This is a genomic window from Caballeronia sp. LZ001, assembly GCF_031450875.1.
Classification (GTDB): domain Bacteria; phylum Pseudomonadota; class Gammaproteobacteria; order Burkholderiales; family Burkholderiaceae; genus Caballeronia.
The window spans coordinates 309708-328145 of record NZ_JARTVX010000004.1 but is presented as its reverse complement, the minus strand read 5'-3'; the positions used below and the strand labels follow the sequence as shown (position 1 = coordinate 328145).

The window sequence follows — 18438 nt, the reverse complement described above, 5'->3', positions numbered from 1 at the left end:
CTAGAAGCGCGTTACTTCCTGGGCCTGCCGAGTAACGTGTCCTGGCTCTCGGTGCGCACCAGAATCTCGACGCGCCGGTTTAGCGCGCGGCCCTGCGGCGTGTCGTTATTGGCGATGGGCCGCAGGTAAGCCATGCCCTTGGTCGTAATGCGCTCGGCCGGCACGCCGCGCGCGATCAACGCATTCGCAACGGCATTCGCGCGCGCCAGCGACAGTTCGCGATTGTAGGCGAGCGAGCCTTCGTCGTCGGTATGGCCTTCGATCAGAACAGGCCGCATGCTGCGTTTGAGCACATCCGCGACGCGGTCCAGCACGGCGATGTTCTGCGCGCGGATGCGCGCTTCGTCCCTATCGAAGAGCGGCGCGTCGGGCAGGCGCATCTCCACGCCGCCTTTGACCTGCAGCATGGTAATGCCGTACTGCGCGTTCAGCTTGTCTTCTTTCGTGCGGCTGAGGCCGCTCGAACAGCCTGAGAATAAACTCGCCAGCATCGCAAGCGACGCGCATGTTCCAACGGCCGACTGTAATGCTCTACCTGCCATCCGTGCTTTCCCTTCTCTTTAGAGAGGCTTTGATTATACGGAGCCCGAATCTTGCCGTTGTAAATAACATTTGCTGCTTGCCCGCAACTATGCCGAACGCTTTGTGCGAATCGAGCGCCAACCTAGACCCAACTGGGCGTCAACAGGGCGCCAACTTCGTCCGAACGTTCGACGCGCTTACAATGCGTGCGACCATTCAGGTTATCGATTCGAATTTCCGTCTTTCTTCCTGCGAGCTTTCACCGTCATGTCTACACCGCGATATCCGCGTAATCCAGAGCGCAGCAATGAGCATGATACGGACCCGGGCGCACGCATCAACAAGGTACAGCGGGCGGCGTCGGCGGCGCTTTACACGGTGCTCGTGCTGATTGCGCTCTACACGGCGCGCACGTTCATACCGGCGGTGGTGTGGGCTATCGTGATCGCCATTTCATTATGGCCGGCGCTGCACTGGCTGGAGCAGCGTCCGCTGTTTAGGCGGCACAATATCTTGCTCGCGGCGTTTCTTGCCACAGCGGTCGGACTGCTCTTCGTGGTGCCGTTCGCCATCGTTGCCGCGCAGACCGCCAACGAAGCGAGCGACATGCTCCGCTGGTTCCACGACGTCTTGCGCACCGGTATTCCGATGCCCGCTTTCGTCGAGCATCTACCAATGGGTTCGCAACAGGTCTCGCACTGGTGGCAGGAGAATCTGGCGACACCGCTCGAATCGTCGCCTGCCGTGAAGCGTCTGCATAGCGCGACGGTCGTCGCGATGACGCGCCATTTCGGCGGACGCGTGGTGCATGCGCTTGTCATTTTCGGCTTCATGCTGATGACGCTGTTCTTCATGTTCCAGGCGGGCGCACGGCTCGGCGAGCAACTGATCGCGGGATCGCGGCGCGCGTTTGGCGCGGACGGTGCGGCGCTCATCCGGCGCATGGCGGACTCGGTGCGCAGCACGGTGATCGGTCTCGTGGTGGTCGGCTTGGGCGAGGGCGCTTTGCTCGGTATCGCCTATGGCATCACGGGCGTGCCGCACGCCACCTTGCTCGGCATGCTGACCGCGGTCGCCGCCATGCTGCCGTTCTGCGCGCCGATCGTCTTCCTCGGCTCGGCGCTATGGCTGCTCGCGCAAGGCTCCGTGATTTCGGCTGCCAGCGTGGCGATCTTCGGGCTGATCGTGGTCTTCATCTCCGAGCATTTCGTGCGGCCAGTGCTGATCGGCGGCTCCACGCGCCTGCCGTTTCTGCTCGTCTTGTTCGGCATTCTGGGCGGCGCGGAAACGTTCGGGCTGATCGGGCTTTTCATCGGCCCGGCATTGATGACGATTCTCGTCGTGCTATGGACGGACTGGGTGCGCGATTGAAGACGAAGTCGATGAAGCGCCGTGCGTGACGTATTTCAGATGCCCGCGCCGCGTTCCTGCACGCAGACCCAGGGCGATACCACCACGGCCCACAACTCGGGATCGCGCGCGGCGATATCGACGGCGGTCTGCGCCTGCAAGCGCTCGATGAGTCCGGCCGAGAGCCATTGCGTGACCTGCTGCGTGTCGTCGTTGGCGACAGCCTCGGCGACGCTCACTAGATCCAGGTCGCCCTTCACCCAAATCAGCGCGCCCTTTGCGAAGAAGCGTTCGAGTTCGGACCAGCCGATCTGCGCCGTTTCGGCAAGCAGCTTGGTGTAGAGCGGGCTGGGGCTTTGGTTGGAAGCGTCGGTCATAACGGAAGCAATGGAAACGAAAAGGCGTCCGACACTATAGCGCAGTGCCGGACGCCTTCGTTTTGCCTTGAAGCGGACGTTCAGAGGTCGAAGAACACGGTCTCGTTCGGGCCGCGAAGATGAATGTCGAAGCGATAGATCGTGCCCGACACACCCGGCTTGCCCGTCGGTCTTGCTTCGCGCTTGGCGATCAGCGTATGGCGGCGCTCGGCCGGCACGGCGGCGAGCACGGCGTCGTTCGCGTTGGCTTCGGTTTCATCGTCGAAATAGATGCGCGTGTAGCTGTGCAGCAGCATGCCGCGCATCAGCACGATGACATCGAGATGCGGCGCGGCATCGTCGGCGGTCTTGCCGGGCTTCACCGTATCGACGATAAAACGCAGCTTCGGGTCCGTGCCCGTGCCGACGCGCGCGAATCCGCGAAAGCCCGACTCGCGCGCGGCTTCGGCGCTTTCCACGTAACGGCCGTTCGCGTCAGCCTGCGCGATTTCGATGAGCGCGTCGCCAATGGGCTTGCCTTCCGCGTCGTACACGTTGCCGACCACGGCGATATGCTCGCCCGGCACTTCACGATCCGCGGCCGATGCCGTGAACAGGCTCTTCAGATCGAAGTTGTATTGCTCGGGAACGAGGCCGTAGGCGAAGTACGGTCCGACGGTCTGCGATGGGGTTTGTTTGAGCGTGGTCATGTCGTTCACTCCGTCGGCGTCTGGTCCGGGCCGCGCAGCACGATATCGAATTCGTAGCCGAGCGCGTAGTTTTCCTGAGTCGTGTCGATCGAGAAGCGCGACACGAGGCGCTTTCTCGCCTGCTCGGGAATGCCTTGATAGATCGGATCGAGGTCGAGCAGCGGGTCGCCCGGGAAATACATCTGCGTGACGAGACGCGAGCCGAAGTAGTCGCCGAAGAGCGAGAAGTGAATGTGATTCGGGCGCCACGCGTTGGTGTGATTGCCCCACGGATACGCGCCCGGCTTGATCGTCATGAAGCGGTAGCGGCCTTCGTCGTCGGTCAGGCAGCGGCCCGCGCCGAGGAAGTTCGGGTCGAGCGGCGCGTCATGCTGATCGGCCTTGTGGACATAGCGTCCGGCGGCATTGGCCTGCCACACTTCCACGAGCGTGTTGCGCACCGGGCGGCCGTTGTCGTCCAGCACGCGGCCCGTCACGATGATGCGCTCGCCGAGCGGCTCGCCGTTCTTGGCGGCATTGCGCGTGAGGTCGTTATCGAGCGTGCCCAGGTCGTCCGCGCCATAGACGGGAACGCGGCGGTTGCGCAGATTTTCCTTCAGCGGGATGAGCGGCAGCGAAGGGCTGCGCAGCACGGATGACCGGTAGCCCGGCGACAGATACGGCGGGTGGGAATCCCAGTCGCGAGGCGTGAGAATAGGCGAGGTCATGACGACGTGTCTCCTGTTTTGTAGGGTGTCCGGGTTTTTCAATCGGATATTTCTGGCAACTACTTTATCGAATGCAGTGAGTTATGGAAAATGATGTTTCGTGCCTGCTTGCATAACGACTCGTCATGGATATCGACTTCACCAACACTCGCGTCAAGTTCCGCCACCTTCAGTGTTTCCTTGCCGTGACGCAGCTCGGCAGCGTGCAGCGCGCGGCAGACAGCCTGTCGATTACGCAGCCGGCCGTGTCGAAGACCATAGGGGAACTCGAATCCATTCTAGGCGTGCGCTTGTTCGAGCGTGGCAGGCGCGGCGCGGTTCCCACGCGCGAGGGCCGGCTCTTCGCGCCGCATGCGAGCGCGTGCGTGGCGTCGCTGCGCGAAGGCGTGGACATGCTGCTGCGCGAGCGTGGCGATGTGCCGGGGACCATTTCCATCGGCGTATTGCCGACTGTCGCCACGGCCTTGCTGCCGCCCGCGCTCGCTGCTTTCCGGCAGCAATGGCCGGCCATTTCGCTTGCCGTTCGCACGGATTCGAACGCGCAACTGCTCGAACGGCTGAAGGCGGGCGACGTCGATCTGGTCGTCGGCCGGCTCTCTGAGCCAGAAGCCATGCACGAGCTTTCCTTCGAGCAGATTTATCGTGAACCGCTAGCGGTGATTGTCCGACGCGAGCATCCGCTGACGTTCGAGGCGCCGCTCACGCCCGCGTTGCTTGCGCGTTTCGCGATCGTCGTGCCGCCATTCGGGACGTTGATTCGTCAGTCGGCTGAAAGCGTTGTGACAGCGTTCGGCGCGCATGCGCTCACCGCGTTGATCGAAACGCTGTCGGTTTCGCTTGGCCGCGCGCTCGCGTTGCACAATGACGCCGTGTGGTTCGTTCCGGCGGGCGCGGTCGCGCAGGACATCGCGCTCGGCTTGCTCGTTGCCTTGCCCATGCCCTTCGCCGGCACCGATGAGCCGATCGGCTTGATACGTCGCAACGACTCCGCGCGCACGCCCGTGGAAGATAGTCTGGTCGATGCCTTGCGCGAAGCGGGCCGTGCGCGCGCCGGGAACAAGTGACCGGTCGTGCGCTGCGGCGCGCACCTTGCTAGAGCAGCATTTACCGCGCAGATTTCGCGCGAAACAAATACTATGACGTAAGCCCGCCGGGACAGCGAATCGGTTGCAACGAACGCTCGTGGCGCCGGTCTTATCGACGCGTGCCGCTTCGGCGCATCGACGTCATTTCCCGCACTTGGTGCCGCATTGCTGTCAACTCGTTCGCTCCATGAAGACCGTTCTGCTCGTCGATGACGACCCCGCCACCATCGAAGCCTGGACCCTCTGCATGCAAGGGGAGGATTGCCGCGTGCTCTACGCCGTCGACGGCAACGGCGCTCTGTCGATACTCGGCGCGCAGACGGTCGACATCGTCGTGTCCGACTGGATGATGCCGGGACTCGGCGGTGCGCTTCTCTGTCAAACGATGAAGAACGACGCCGCGCTCGCGCACATCCCTTTCCTGATGATTTCAGGGCATCCGAATCCGCCAGCTTTCGTGAGCTACGACGGGTATCTGCGCAAGCCGGTCGAGATGGAGACGCTGGTTGCGGCCGTGAACCGTCTGTGTGCCGCAAAGAAGCGGCCGCTTTATTGAACGGCTGCTGCTTGCGCTTCGACGAGAATCTCGGAACGCGACGACCAAGGCCTCAAGTCCGCATCCACGGGGCAAAGGCTTGCGGCTTAACCAATCAGCGCAACTCCGCCAGCGCCGCATCCATCTGCGCTTGAGCGAGCCGGTTCAATTCCTGCGGGATTTCGCATTCGAGCGGCAAGGCGGGCGTGACGATCACGCGGATATGTCCACCATGATCCGGCCAACCCTTCGCCGGCCAGACCTTGCCCGCGTCGTGGACAACGGGCACGACCGGAACCTTGGTCGCGCACGCGAGCCGCACGCCGCCCGAAGCGAGCTTGAGCGGCGCATCGTGCGCCACGCGCGTGCCTTCCGGAAAGATCACCACGACGTCGCCTTTCTTCAGCCGCGCGGCGCATTCACGCGTGACAGCCTGGTGCGCCTGACGGATCGAGCCGCGGTCGAGGCTCACCATGTCCAGACCGCGCAGCACCCAGCCGAAGAAAGGAATCTGCATGAGTTCGTGCTTGAACACGAAGCTGATGCGGCGCGGAAAGAGCGCCATGAACGCGAGCGTCTCCCAGGTCGATTCATGGCGGCTCAACACGATGCACGGCCCGTGCGGCAAGTGTTTGAGTCCTTCGACCGAGACGCCCACACCGGTGATGACGCGCATCATCGTGACCATCGCGCGGCACCATTGCCTGGCTAACCAATAGCGTCCGTTTCTGCCGACGAACGGGAAAAGCGGCAGGATCAGGATCGACCAGATCGTGCCGCTGCCGAGCAGATAGGTGGCGAAGAGCCACTTGACGAGGGTGCTGCGCATTGAAATCGTGCGATCGACGGAGGAAAGCCCAGAAGCATAACGGTATCGAGCCGTGAACGCACGAGGCAAAAACCGCCGCTTCGCTCATGCGTCTTCGGGCGCGCGATGCAACAATGGCGCGTGCAGGTCATCGACCGCTTATATCAACATCGCAAGGGAACACATGGATCAGGAGCCGGTGAGTTTCGACGAAGGCATGCTCAACGTGGGCGACGGCCATTCCATCTACTGGCGCGCGCAAGGTCCGCGCGAGGCGCCCGTCATGCTCGTCGTGCACGGCGGCCCCGGCGGCGCCATGAATCTCAAATGGGCCGAGGTGCTGGAAGCGGACAAGTGGCGCGTCGTGTTCTTCGACCAACGTGGCTGCGGCAAGTCGAAGCCTTTCGGCAAGCTGGAGGCGAACGGCATCGATGCGCTCGTCGGCGACATGGAGAAGCTGCGAGTCGCGTTGAACATCGAGCGCTGGGCGCTGTTCGGCGGCTCGTGGGGCACGACGCTCGGGCTTGCTTACGGCGTCACGCATCCCGAACGCTGCACGGGCTTCTTGCTGCGCGGCGTGTTTCTCGCGCGGCGCGCGGACATCGACTGGTTCCTGTGGGACGTGCGGCGCGTGTTTCCGGAGGCGCATCGCGCGTTTCTGGACGCCATCGAAGCCGCGAGCGGGAAGCGTCCGACAAGCGGCGAGGAGATCCTGCAACTGACGGAAGCGCCGCTCGCGCGTTTCGATGAAGCCGGCACGCGGCTCGCGCGCGCGTGGACGCTGTATGAGACCACCTTGTCGGTGGTCAACAAGCCGCCGAAGGAGGCGAAGGAAGCGGACGAGGCGAAAGTATCGGGTGAAGCGCAAGCATCGAGCGAAGCGAAGGAATCGAGCGACCCGAAGCAGGACGACAAGCGCCCGAGCGCCGAGGCCAACTCCGCCGCCGTTTCCATGGCGCTGCTCGAACGTCACTACATGGCACACGAACTGCCGCCCGAACCGCTGCTGCCGCGCGTCGCGCGCATTGCGCATCTGCCGTGCAGTATCGTCCACGGACGTTTCGACATGGTGTGTCCCGCGGATCAGGCGTTCGACCTTGCCGCGCTTTGGCCGGGCGCGCAACTCGCCATCGTGGATGTCGCCGGGCACTGGACCTTCGAGCCCAACAACGTGACGGCATTGCGCAAAGGCGCGGTGGCCCTGGCTCAAGCCATCGCGGCAAGCTGACGCTTACAGGATCGACGGCGCCGCTTCGGTCAGGCGTCGCCAGTCGAGATCCGCGCCCGCGACGATCAGCCGTCCGTTGCGCTGCGTCGCGATGGTGAGCGTGACGCACAGCGACGTCCCCGTTACCGACAGATACGGCGCGCTCGTGATGACCTGCTGCGGCCGCGTGTGGGCATCGACGAAGTAGGGGCGCGTGTCCCAGCGGCCGGTCGAGGCGTCCGCGATGGGCGCGAAGCGGTCGGCTGAGCGCCGCTCACACGCGCCGGCGAGCGTCGGCAGGCATTCGCGACCCGCGTGGTCGAGAAAGAAGCAACTGATCGTACAAGGCAGCGCGAGCAACGCGGCGCAAGCATGCTCGGCGGATGCGCCGCCCGCGAGGCGCGTCGCGGCCTGCGCCAGATTCGAGCGATACGGCATCAGCAGCAAGTCGCTCGCGAGGCGCTCGGTGCGGCGCGTCTGCGCGAGCGAATCGAATACGTTTTCGAAGAGCGGCGTGGCCGCGCCGCGTTCGGCGAGTTGCGCGGCTGGTTGACCGAACAGATAGCCCTGCACGAAGTCCACGTTGGAGCGCGCCGCGAGCATCAGGTCGTCGCTGGTTTCGATTCCTTCGGCCACCACGAACATACCGGATTCATGCAGCAGATCGACGAGCTTCGGCATCAGCGCATCGCGCATCGGCGTGCGTCGCTTGCCGCTCTGCGCGCGCACCAGGCTGCGGTCGAGCTTGACGATATCCGGCCGCATCGTGAGCAGACGATCGATATTGGAATGCCCGGCGCCGAAGTCGTCGACGGCGACGAGGAAGCCCTGCGCGCGAAACGAGCGCGTCGCGCGCGCGATTTCCGCGACATCCGAACCGCCCGATTCGAGCACTTCGATCACGATCCGCTCCGGCGCGAGCCCGGCCGCGTGCGTGAGCGCGGCGAACTGTTTCGCATAGCCAGGGTCCGTGAAAGTCGCAGGGTTCATGTTGACGAACAGCCAATGCGCGCTCGGCAGCACCGGCGCGGCATGACGGAGGTGCGCCAGATGACTCATGCGGTCGAGCGCGGTGAGCTCGCCCGAGACGATCGCGCGGCCAAACAGATCGAACGGGCCGATCAGCGCGCCATCGCCCGCATCGCCGCGCAACAGCGCCTCGTAACCGACTTCGCGCTGATGCGGAAGGCTGTAGATCGGCTGCAGATGCGTGCGAAGCGTGATGCCGTCGACGACTCCGGTGTGCGCCGTCAACACGTCGGACCACGCCGGCCGAGGCCTGACGGCTGCATGCGGACACAGCGTCGGGGAGAATGCACATACGAGTCGATGAACGGCACGGCAATGGCACGCGGCGAGATGGGGATACAAGGCAGTATCGGCCGAGCGTGCGAAAACTTGAGTGGCGGCGTCGTGTTTGCCCGCGCCCGCGCCGCGACCTATCTTTGAAGAGGCGGTGATACGATCCCGCTGCAACTTAAGCGGCGCAAGGCTCGTCGAAGCTTGCACCAAAACCTTTGAGAGACATCGATGGCGCAACAGAAAACCAATCCAAAACTCGAGCAGGCGCTCACGCGCGGCGATCTCGCCATCCGTCAGGCCAATTCGGCTCGCGCCACGGCGGTGTTGCGCGCACTCGGCAAGATGATCGTGGAGGCGTCGGCGACCATCGGCGTCGAAGCGCACGTGGTCGTTCACGACGGCGACAAGATCTACGATCCCGCCGACGGCGCGTGGCCGCAGCAGTTGCTCGTTTCGCTCGACGGCCCTGTCGAGGAGAACGATCCGGACGAAATTCGCACGATCACCTTGCTCGCCGACACGCCGGCCACCATCTTCCGCTGCGAATGGCAGCGTGCCGACGGCAATCTCGGCCGTCAGGAGGGACGCCCGCTTGCCATGGTTGCCTTCATTACCGACGTCGACATTCCTTGGCTCGACGAAGAAGACTGATTACCCCGTCTTTGATTTGTTCAACATGTTGTGAGATTCGCGGATGCCAAAAGTCGAGGCATCCGCGTTTTTGTGTCCGCTCATTTCCCCAACGATCCCATTTGTTGCCGTTTTCTGTTTTCGAGTGTTGCGTGAAGCGCAAACGTTACCGTGTCCCCTTTTTTTAGTCTTTTGACGTGATTACGCGATATTTCGTATTGCTTGACAGACGGCTATTCTCCTGAATACCTCTCACGGCATTTGGTGGCTGTTGGCCCTCGTTTCTTTTCACTCTTCTTGTGCATGCATATTCGAATACCGGCTATGCATATTTATTTTTGCAGCAGTTGCCCGGCGATTAGTTCGGCAATTAGAATAAAAGTTCTAATTGTTTAGCCTGAATTTTGCTGAGAAACAGTGGCAAGCGCGCACCCCGTTATTTGACTTCGTGAGAGGCTCGATTCGCCGTGTGAGGGCACAACCTTAAAACGCCCATATCACGCGGCAATTTCCTAATCGCCAAGAAAAATGGGGTTTACAAAATGGAACGTCTGAACCTTGCCACGAATGCCGCCGCTAACCAATCTGAAACGGCGCTTCGTCCGACACTCACGGTAGTGCCCGCACTTCAGAAAACGGAACGCATGCCGTTTACTATCCGTATCGTCCAGGACGACGACGGGCTCCAGAAAGCCGTAAGCATCAGGCGTTCTGCGTATGGTCGGCATTTGCCCGAATTCGCCGAGAAAATGACGATCGAGCATTCCGATCGCGATAGCGGCACCGCGGTTTTGCTCGCGGAATCGAAACTCGATGGCGCGCCGTTGGGCACCATGCGCATTCAGACCAATGCGTATGCGCCGCTCGCGGTCGAGCAATCGATCAAGCTGCCGGGTCATCTCGCCGAAAGCCGTCTCGCGGAAGCGACGCGCCTTGGCGTGGCGGGCGGCATGGTGGGAAGAGTCGTGAAGGTGGCGTTGTGCAAGGCGTTGTGGATGTTCTGCGAACTGCATGAGATCGACTGGATGGTGATTACCGCGCGTGCGCCGCTCGACCGGGAATACGAAGCCATGCTGTTCAAGGACGTGTTCGGCGTAAACGAGTATCTGCCGATGGCGCACGTGGGCGGCATGCCGCATCGCGTGCTGGCCAAGGAAGTGGCTGTCGCGCGGCAGCGTTGGGAAGAGGCGCGTCACCCATTGTTCAACTACATGGTGAATACGCATCATCCGGACATCGATTTGCAATCTGTAGATTTATCTTTTGACTGGGAACCGGTACGATGCCCTGAGGCTCCGCTGATGGCTTACGGCCGGTAGAAGAAGGGCTGCGGTAACGAAAGCAAGAGCAAAAAAGCCGGGCCCGAAGTGGTCCGGTTGGCCAAAGAGTGCGGTGGCGGGGGCAAGCTCGGCTCCGCCGCGCCTCTCGCCGGCAAGATCGGCGCAAACGGGGGGCTTATTCAGGTATGGCGTCGGTTATTCCAGCTTCCTTATCGAGATTCAGACGCTCGGGCTCGTGGATCGACGGCGCGTTGTACGCGGTCGCCGTCTACGCGGTCCCGTTTCTGATCGCACTCGGTACGCTAGCGACGCTCTTCTTTTTACCCCGCCAGTACGAAACGCGGGGCGCGGTCCCGCTCGAACTTCACGTTCTCGCCGATCATGGCGACTCGCTCGGTCCCGAAGCCGCGCGCGAAGCGCTGCGCGCCGCACCGGCCACCACGCGCTACAACACGCATCTCTCCGAAAAACCCGTCTGGTTTTCCATCACGGCGCCCGTCATGAGCACGGAGTCGTCGACTGCAATCGAACTGCCTTCGCGCCACGCGCAGTCGCTTTCATGCTGGAACGCCACTAACCTCCAGCCGCTCGGCACCGCCGATCGCGAAAGCGTGAGCGGCGAGATGCATCCGGTCAAGGCCGGTTTCTTCGTGCAGGTGGGGCGCATCAAGGCACCGTTGTCCGTCATTTGCCGCGGCGTTTATTCGGGCCCGGCGCAGATCAACGCGTTTGCGTGGGAATGGCAAGGTCTCCGAAGCTCGGCGCTCGACTTCCAGGAAAGCTCCGGGCTGATCGCGGGCGGTTTGCTCACGCTCGCGGTATTCGTTTTCGTCACCGCGTTGATCAATCACGAATGGACGTACGTGATTTTCGCGGTGTGGCTCGTCGGCAATCTGCGCTTGTGCGCCAACGCCATGGGCTGGGACATGCAGTGGCTCGGCCGCGTGCTGCCAGCCGACTTCATGACGCCGCTGAGGCAAATCACGTTCGCCGCGTACTACTTGCTGACCGCCGCGCTATTCCAGCAGCTGTTCCGCCGCGAATTGCGCGTGGTCGGTTATCGGTGGCTTTTGCGCGTCATTCAGTACGTCGGCATCGTGCTCCTTGGGGCAGCCGTGGCGTTGCCGTATTCGCTGTTCATTCCGACGCTGTGGGTCATTGCCGGCTTCGGTATCTGCGTGCTGCTGTTCTTCCTCGTGCGGCTCGTGTGGATGGCCCGTTCGCGCACGGTCATGTGGTATGTGGCGTCGCTCGCCATCGTACTGTTTTCCACGTTCTCCGAAGTACTTGGCGCGGCGTTCGGCCTCAAGGTGCTAGTCGGCGGCGTGAACACGGTAATGGCCGCGCTGTCGTCGAGCATGATGGCGGCGTTTGCCATCGCCGAGCAGATGCGCGCCGAGCGCGACTTCCGCCGTCAGGCGCAGATGGAATTACGCAACACTTACGAAGTCACGCCAATCGGTCTCTTCACGCTCGATACCGACGGCCGCTTCGTGCGCGCCAATCCGGCGCTGCGCTCGATGCTCGACCTGCAGAAAGCGGAATACAAAGTCCGCCACTGGAATGATTACTTCGAGCCCGGCGCGTGGGGCGCGCTGCAGGCGCTGGCATCGAAAGGCAGTGACGGTGAGCTCGAAATGGGCGGTTCCGCCGCGCGCGGCACGGGCGAGCGGCGCTATCTGTTGAAGGCTATCCGCTCGAACGGTTGGATCGAAGGCTCGCTGCAGGACACGACCGAACGTTCGCGCGCCGTCGAGCGTCTGCGCTTCCTCGCGGAGCATGATCCGCTGACGGGCTCGCTGAACCGGCGCGGTATCGAGAAAGCTATTTCCGCCCAAAGCGATGAAACGTTGCCGTGGGCGCTTGCCTATGTCGACCTCGACCGCTTCAAGCTCGTGAACGACCTCTTCGGCCACCGCAGTGGCGACGAAGTGTTGCGACAGGTCGCGGCACGCACGCGGGCGCACTTCGCGCGCAATTACGCAGTGGGGCGAATCGGTGGCGACGAGTTCGTCTGCGTCATGCACGACACGTCGATTGAAGACGCCATCGCGCAATGCCGCGAACTCATTTCCATTCTTTCTGACGCGCCTTATCAGGTCGGCAATCGCGCGTTTCAGGTGAAGGCTTCGATCGGTCTCGTCGAATGCTCGCAGGGCGTGCGCGTGCAGGACGCGCTGTCGCATGCGGATCGCGCGTGCCGCGAAGCGAAGAAGGTCGCGCATACTCACCTCGTCACGTACCGCAAGGGCGCGGCGGCGTTCGAGGAGCGCGCGGAAGAATTGAAACTCGTCGAGACGCTCGGCCGCAATCGTCTGCCGCCGGGCCTTTTTCTCGTGATGCAGCCGATCATGTCGTTATCGGCGCCAACGGAATCGCTTAATTTCGAAGTACTTCTGCGCATGCGCGCGCCGGACGGCACGACGCTGCCCGCGGGCAAGGTGATCGTCGCGGCGGAAGAGTCCGGCAATATTGCTGCAATCGACCGCTGGGTCATTACCACGTTGCTCGAATGGATCGAGGCGCATCGCCATGAATTGAAGAACACGCAATTCATTTGCGTCAACCTTTCAGGCGGTTCGCTCAACGACGAGCAATTCATGGAGGATATCTTCGCGTTGTTCGCGCGGCATCAATCAGTGGTGCATTACCTTTGCCTTGAAATCACTGAAAGCGTGGCGCTGCACGATTTGGAGAACACGCAGCGCTTCATCGCGCGCGTCCATGACATGGGCGGCAAAATCGCGCTCGACGACTTTGGCGCGGGTTATTCCTCGTTCAAATATTTGAAGGCACTTTCCGCCGATGCGCTGAAAATCGACGGCGAATTCGTGCGCTCCATGTGTGCGCATCCGGCGGATATCGCCATTGTCGAAGCCATCGTCGCGCTTGCGCGCAATCTCGGCATGCGCAGCGTGGCGGAATGGGTCGAAGACATCGATACCCTGCGCGCATTGCAGGAAATCGGCGTCGATTATGTGCAGGGTTTTTTAGTCGCGAAACCGCAAGACAGCGTCGCCATTCTTTCGGCGACTTCCGCTGCGAGTTTCGTAAAAGATCCGGAAGTGGTGAGTTTTGTCGAGTGCCTATCCGCGCCGGCGCAGGCGCTCGCATTCGACTATGAATGGCGCGCCCGCGCCGCGGGCACCCATTAATTTCTATTTTCGAACCCGTTCAGGCGGGTTTCGATTCACTCAAAATCTTGTTCGCCGCGATGGGAATGCGCGTGTCGTCCCATTGCGCGAGCCATTGAATCTCCTTTTGCGTGAAATAGCCGGGATGATTGCGCAGCGCGAACTGCAGGGAATCGACGATGTGATCGCGAATGATCTGCGGGGCGTTGTCGTCGTTGACAATCGCGTGAAGGGCTTCGAGTGTGCTCATGTTGCGTGGCCTGGCCGGTGAATAGGGAACGTCGGCATCACCATAACCCGATAAAAATCGCGAAACATATTGCAGCGCGAAACTTTCCACGCGGCCGTTTCCTTACAGGAGCTTGCTAGAATCGGCGCGAATGCCTCAACTCGATCAACGCGCCGGACTTGAAGCGGGAGCCGCTTATGAACGACCTGGAGCGCGCTTCGCATGGCGCGTGTTTGCGCTGCGAAGAGGGCGCGCATGCCTGATCGATCCTCGCGCCAAGCGTCTGTTCATTCGGTCGGCTCGAATCAGCTCGGCATGCGCCAATTCAACGAGCGCATCGTGCTGCAGGCCATTCGTCTGCACGGCGCGCTGCCGAAGGCGGACATCGCGCGCCTCACGCGCCTTTCCATGCAAACGGCGTCGATGATCGTCGATCACCTTATCGACGACGGCCTGCTCGTGAAGGAAGCGCGAACGCGTGTGCCGGGGCGCCTCGGGCAGCCATCGGTGCCGATTGCGCTGCGAGCGGACGGCGCGTTTTCCATCGGCGTGAAAGTGGGGCGACGCAGCCTCGACGTGCTGTCGATGGACTTCACCGGCGCCATTCGCACGCGCGACACGCTCGACTATCCCTATCCCGATCCCGCCACGCTTTTCACGGAACTTGCCGCACGGCTCACGCGCGCCATCGACGCGCTCGGCGACGACGCGCGCAAGATCGCGGGCATCGGCGTGGCGGCGCCGTTGTGGCTCGGCGGCTGGCGCGATTTCTTCGATACGCCGCCCGACGTGCTCGCCGCATGGAACGAGATCGATATCCGCAGGCGCATTCAGGCGCTCACGGCGTTGCCTGTCGAGTTTGCAAAGGACACCACGGCCGCCTGCGCCGCCGAACTCGTGATGGGGCAGGGGCGCGGGTTGCGCAACTTTCTGTACGTGTTCATCGGGACGTTCATCGGCGGCGGGCTGGTCATCGACGGCCGCTTGCACGCGGGGCCGGGCGGCAACGCGGGAGCAATCGGCTCGCTGCCGCTGCAAAAGCGCGACGGTGCGGCGCAGTTGCTCAACACCGCGTCGGTCTATGTGCTCGAAAAGGCGTTCGCGGCGGCCGGCGCGCCCGCCGCCGCCGCTCACGACGAACGCGCATGGTCGGCTTCGCTGCGGCCGCTGTCCGAGGCGTGGCTCGACGACGCGTGCCCGGCGATCGCGTTGAGCATCGCGTCGTCGGCGGCTTTGCTGGATCTCGAGGCGGTCGTGATCGACGGCGAAATCGATCGCGGCTTGCTGCGCGAGATCATCCGGCGTACGGATGAAGCGCTCAGCCATTTCGACTGGCAAGGCATGACGCGTCCACGTTTGGTGGAAGGACAGATCGGCACCGATGCACGCGCGATGGGCGGCGCCATTCTGCCGCTTTACGCGCACTTCGCGCCGAAGCATGAATTGTTCTTGAAGCCGCTGGAGACTTGAGGCGGATTGCATTGTCTATACAAGGCGCTGCCAAACACGAGAAATTGGCGTCGGGAAATCCCTAGTACAACGAAAGTTGTATATACAAGAACATGAACTCGAATTCGGGCCTGCGAGAAATCCGCGTCCGTTCGCTCAATCTTCCGACGCGCAGGAGCCTGCCTCGTGACCTCATCTTCTCGTTATCGCGACACTGAAATTCGCGCCCCGCGCGGCGCACGACTCAATGCCAAAAGCTGGCTGACCGAGGCACCGCTGCGCATGCTGATGAACAATCTCGACCCGGAAGTCGCCGAGAATCCGCGCGAACTGGTGGTCTATGGAGGAATTGGCCGCGCGGCGCGTGACTGGCCGAGCTTCGACAAGATCGTCGAAACGCTCAAGCGGCTCGAAGCGGATGAAACCCTGCTGATTCAATCGGGCAAGCCGGTTGGCGTCTTCAAGACGCATGAGAACGCGCCGCGCGTGCTCATCGCCAATTCGAATCTCGTGCCGCACTGGGCGAACTGGGAGCATTTCAACGAACTGGACGCCAAGGGTCTCGCCATGTACGGGCAGATGACGGCGGGAAGCTGGATCTACATTGGCAGCCAGGGAATCGTGCAGGGCACGTATGAAACCTTCGTCGAAGCCGGTCGGCAGCATTACGGCGGCGATCTCAAGGGACGTTGGGTGCTGACCGCCGGACTTGGCGGCATGGGTGGCGCGCAGCCGCTCGCCGCGACGCTCGCGGGCGCGTGTTCGCTCAATATCGAATGCCAGCAGAGCCGGATCGATTTCCGTCTGAAGACACGTTATGTCGATGAGCAAGCCACCGATCTCGACGATGCCCTTGCCCGCATGCAGCAATACACGTCCGAAGGACGCGCGGTGTCAGTCGCACTCTGCGGGAACGCCGCCGATGTTCTGCCCGAACTCGTGCGCCGTGGCGTGCGCCCGGACCTCGTAACCGATCAGACGAGCGCGCACGATCCGCTCAACGGCTATCTGCCGAACGGCTGGACGTGGGCGCAGTATCGCGACCGTGCGCAAAGCGATCCGCAGGGCACGGTGAAGGCGGCGAAGCAATCGATGGCCGAACACGTGCGGGCAATGCTCGCCTTCCGCGAACAAGGCGTGCCGGTGTTCGATTACGGCAACAACATCCGCCAGATGGCCAAGGACGAAGGCGTCACGAATGCGTTCGATTTCCCCGGCTTCGTGCCCGCTTATATCCGGCCGCTGTTTTGCCGGGGCGTCGGACCGTTCCGTTGGGCCGCGCTTTCCGGCGATCCGCAGGACATCTACAAGACCGACGCGAAGGTGAAGGAGCTGATCGCGGACGACGCGCATCTGCATCGCTGGCTCGACATGGCGCGCGAACGCATCAGCTTCCAGGGCTTGCCGGCGCGCATCTGCTGGGTCGGCCTCGGGCAACGCGCGAAGCTCGGCCTCGCGTTCAACGAGATGGTGCGCAACGGCGAGCTGTCCGCACCGGTGGTGATCGGCCGCGATCATCTCGATTCCGGTTCAGTCGCGAGCCCCAACCGCGAGACCGAGTCGATGCGGGACGGCTCGGACGCCGTCTCCGACTGGCCGCTTCTCAACGCGCTGCTAAACACGGCGAGCGGCGCAACGTGGGTATCGATCCATCACGGCGGCGGCGTCGGCATGGGCTTTTCGCAGCACGCGGGCGTCGTCATCGTCTGCGATGGCAGCGTCGAAGCCGACGCGCGTATCGCCCGCGTGCTGCATAACGATCCGGCCACCGGCGTCATGCGTCATGCCGATGCGGGCTACGACATCGCCGTCGACTGCGCGCGCGAGCAAGGCCTCGACTTGCCGATGATCGACGGAGCGAACGGCAAGCGATGAACAAGCTCTGGCAGCATTGCCACGTCGCAACCATGACGGGCGGCAAGTATTCGATCATCGAAGATGCCGCGATCCTGACGCATGGCGGGCGTATCGAATGGATCGGGCCGCGCGTCGCCGCGCCGGAGCGCGATTGCGAGCGTATCGATCTCGAAGGCGCGTGGGTTACGCCGGGTCTAATCGATTGCCATACGCATCTCGTCTTCGGCGGCGACCGCAGCGGCGAATTCGAGGCCCGTCTGGAAGGCGCGAGCTACGCGGAGATCGCGGCGCGCGGCGGCGGTATCGCAAGCACGGTACGCGCGACGCGTGAAGCCAGCGAGGACGCGCTGTTCGAAAGCGCCCGCGCGCGCGCCGTCGGCCTGCTGCGCGATGGCGTGACCGTGCTTGAAGTCAAATCCGGCTACGGGCTCGATCTCGCGAACGAACGCAAGATGCTGAGAGTCGCGCGGCGCCTTGGCGAAACGCTGCCCTTGACCGTGCGCGCGACCTGTCTCGCAGCTCACGCACTGCCGCCCGAGTATGCGAATCGCGCGGACGATTACATCGCATTCGTCTGCGATGAAATGTTGCCGGCGCTCATCGATGAAGGCCTGGTCGATGCCGTCGATGCCTTTTGCGAGCATCTCGCGTTTTCGCCGCAACAAGTCGAGCGAGTGTTTCTCGCCGCGCAAAAACACGGCGTGCCGGTGAAGCTGCACGCCGAACAGTTGTCGTCGCTGCATGGTTCGACCCTCGCGGCGCGCTATCAGGCGCTTTCCGCCGATCATCTCGAATACATGACGGACGATGATGCCGCGGCGATGGCAAGCGCGGGCACCGTCGCCGTGCTGCTGCCTGGCGCGTTCTACATGCTGCGCGAAACGCAACTACCGCCCGTCGATGCCTTGCGACGCCACGGCGTTCCAGTTGCACTCGCCAGCGATCTGAATCCCGGCACATCGCCCGCGCTTTCGTTGCGGATGATGCTCAACCTCGGCTGCACGCTCTTTCGTCTGACGCCCGAAGAAGCGCTCGCTGGCGTGACCCTTCATGCGGCGCGCGCACTTGGCCTGCACGGCTCGCATGGATCGCTGGAAGCGGGAAAGGCGGCGGACTTCGTCGCGTGGAAAATCGGTCGGCCGGCCGAGCTGGCTTATTGGTTGGGCGGTTCATTGCCCAATTGCGTGGTGCGAAACGGCGAAGTAGTGACGACTTCTGTCTGGCAATACGGCCTTACGGCGTTAAGGTAATAAAAAAACGCCTCGTCCAAAAGCACG

Annotated in this window: 17 protein-coding genes; 10 read left to right on the top strand and 7 right to left on the bottom strand. The window is 62.6% G+C overall.

Features of this window, described 5'->3' with window-relative positions; translation table 11 throughout:
• Nucleotides 1–11: 11 nt before the first annotated feature.
• Entirely contained in the window at nucleotides 12–542 is a 531-nt protein-coding gene (locus P9292_RS11925; protein ID WP_250493590.1) for an OmpA family protein, read from the bottom strand.
• Between the two features lie 247 nt (nucleotides 543–789).
• On the opposite strand from P9292_RS11925, the gene P9292_RS11920 reads away from it, so the two are divergent.
• Nucleotides 790–1893, top strand: coding sequence for an AI-2E family transporter (locus P9292_RS11920; RefSeq protein WP_309959094.1), 1104 nt, complete (start codon nucleotides 790–792; stop codon nucleotides 1891–1893).
• A 35-nt stretch (nucleotides 1894–1928) separates the two neighbouring features.
• Here P9292_RS11920 and P9292_RS11915 read toward each other — a convergent pair whose 3' ends face one another.
• The 3 genes from P9292_RS11915 to pcaH all read right to left on the bottom strand — a co-directional run bounded on the left by P9292_RS11915 (nucleotide 1929) and on the right by pcaH (nucleotide 3645).
• Complete coding sequence (locus P9292_RS11915) at nucleotides 1929–2249, bottom strand: DUF2288 domain-containing protein (protein ID WP_244829339.1); 321 nt, start codon at nucleotides 2247–2249, stop codon at nucleotides 1929–1931.
• Nucleotides 2250–2329: 80 nt separating this feature from the next.
• A complete protein-coding gene (pcaG, locus tag P9292_RS11910) occupies nucleotides 2330–2938 on the bottom strand; it encodes a protocatechuate 3,4-dioxygenase subunit alpha (RefSeq protein WP_309959091.1) in 609 nt (202 codons plus the stop codon).
• 5 nt (nucleotides 2939–2943) lie between these two features.
• Nucleotides 2944–3645 (bottom strand): protocatechuate 3,4-dioxygenase subunit beta, encoded by a 702-nt coding sequence (gene pcaH / locus P9292_RS11905; RefSeq protein WP_244829341.1) that lies wholly within the window; start codon nucleotides 3643–3645, stop codon nucleotides 2944–2946.
• 125 nt (nucleotides 3646–3770) lie between these two features.
• Here pcaH and pcaQ point away from each other — a divergent pair, with 125 nt between their 5' ends.
• Both pcaQ and P9292_RS11895 read left to right on the top strand, forming a co-directional pair.
• Complete coding sequence (gene pcaQ, locus P9292_RS11900; protein WP_309959089.1) at nucleotides 3771–4709, top strand: pca operon transcription factor PcaQ; 939 nt, start codon at nucleotides 3771–3773, stop codon at nucleotides 4707–4709.
• Between the two features lie 208 nt (nucleotides 4710–4917).
• Nucleotides 4918–5286, top strand: a complete 369-nt coding sequence (locus P9292_RS11895) for a response regulator (RefSeq protein WP_244829343.1) — start codon at nucleotides 4918–4920, stop codon at nucleotides 5284–5286.
• 94 nt (nucleotides 5287–5380) lie between these two features.
• Here P9292_RS11895 and P9292_RS11890 read toward each other — a convergent pair whose 3' ends face one another.
• Nucleotides 5381–6094 carry a lysophospholipid acyltransferase family protein gene (locus P9292_RS11890; protein ID WP_309959087.1) on the bottom strand — a complete coding sequence of 238 codons (714 nt, stop codon included), beginning with the start codon at nucleotides 6092–6094 and terminating at the stop codon, nucleotides 5381–5383.
• 163 nt (nucleotides 6095–6257) lie between these two features.
• Here P9292_RS11890 and P9292_RS11885 point away from each other — a divergent pair, with 163 nt between their 5' ends.
• The gene (locus P9292_RS11885; protein WP_309959084.1) at nucleotides 6258–7301 is read left to right on the top strand and encodes an alpha/beta fold hydrolase; all 1044 of its coding nucleotides are present in this window, start codon (nucleotides 6258–6260) and stop codon (nucleotides 7299–7301) included.
• 3 nt (nucleotides 7302–7304) lie between these two features.
• Here the strand turns inward: P9292_RS11885 and P9292_RS11880 are convergent, their stop codons facing one another.
• Nucleotides 7305–8537, bottom strand: a complete 1233-nt coding sequence (locus P9292_RS11880) for an EAL domain-containing protein (RefSeq protein WP_244829346.1) — start codon at nucleotides 8535–8537, stop codon at nucleotides 7305–7307.
• 273 nt (nucleotides 8538–8810) lie between these two features.
• Here P9292_RS11880 and P9292_RS11875 point away from each other — a divergent pair, with 273 nt between their 5' ends.
• From P9292_RS11875 to P9292_RS11865, 3 genes are all read left to right on the top strand, one after another.
• On the top strand, nucleotides 8811–9233 hold the full coding sequence (locus P9292_RS11875) for a hypothetical protein (protein WP_250493585.1): 423 nt from the start codon (nucleotides 8811–8813) through the stop codon (nucleotides 9231–9233).
• Nucleotides 9234–9856: 623 nt separating this feature from the next.
• Nucleotides 9857–10531 carry a hypothetical protein gene (locus P9292_RS11870; RefSeq protein ID WP_244829348.1) on the top strand — a complete coding sequence of 225 codons (675 nt, stop codon included), beginning with the start codon at nucleotides 9857–9859 and terminating at the stop codon, nucleotides 10529–10531.
• Nucleotides 10532–10677: 146 nt separating this feature from the next.
• Complete coding sequence (locus tag P9292_RS11865) at nucleotides 10678–13647, top strand: EAL domain-containing protein (protein WP_409015158.1); 2970 nt, start codon at nucleotides 10678–10680, stop codon at nucleotides 13645–13647.
• A gap of 19 nt (nucleotides 13648–13666) precedes the next feature.
• Here P9292_RS11865 and P9292_RS11860 read toward each other — a convergent pair whose 3' ends face one another.
• Nucleotides 13667–13876 carry a hypothetical protein gene (locus tag P9292_RS11860; RefSeq protein ID WP_244829350.1) on the bottom strand — a complete coding sequence of 70 codons (210 nt, stop codon included), beginning with the start codon at nucleotides 13874–13876 and terminating at the stop codon, nucleotides 13667–13669.
• Between the two features lie 234 nt (nucleotides 13877–14110).
• Between P9292_RS11860 and P9292_RS11855 the strand changes: the two genes are divergently transcribed.
• The 3 genes from P9292_RS11855 to hutI all read left to right on the top strand — a co-directional run bounded on the left by P9292_RS11855 (nucleotide 14111) and on the right by hutI (nucleotide 18411).
• Nucleotides 14111–15325 carry an ROK family transcriptional regulator gene (locus P9292_RS11855; protein WP_309959079.1) on the top strand — a complete coding sequence of 405 codons (1215 nt, stop codon included), beginning with the start codon at nucleotides 14111–14113 and terminating at the stop codon, nucleotides 15323–15325.
• Between the two features lie 165 nt (nucleotides 15326–15490).
• Nucleotides 15491–17179, top strand: a complete 1689-nt coding sequence (gene hutU / locus P9292_RS11850) for a urocanate hydratase (RefSeq protein ID WP_309959076.1) — start codon at nucleotides 15491–15493, stop codon at nucleotides 17177–17179.
• The gene (hutI, locus tag P9292_RS11845; RefSeq protein WP_309959073.1) at nucleotides 17176–18411 is read left to right on the top strand and encodes an imidazolonepropionase; all 1236 of its coding nucleotides are present in this window, start codon (nucleotides 17176–17178) and stop codon (nucleotides 18409–18411) included. Before hutU ends, hutI begins: the two co-directional genes overlap by 4 nt.
• Nucleotides 18412–18438: the final 27 nt, after the last annotated feature.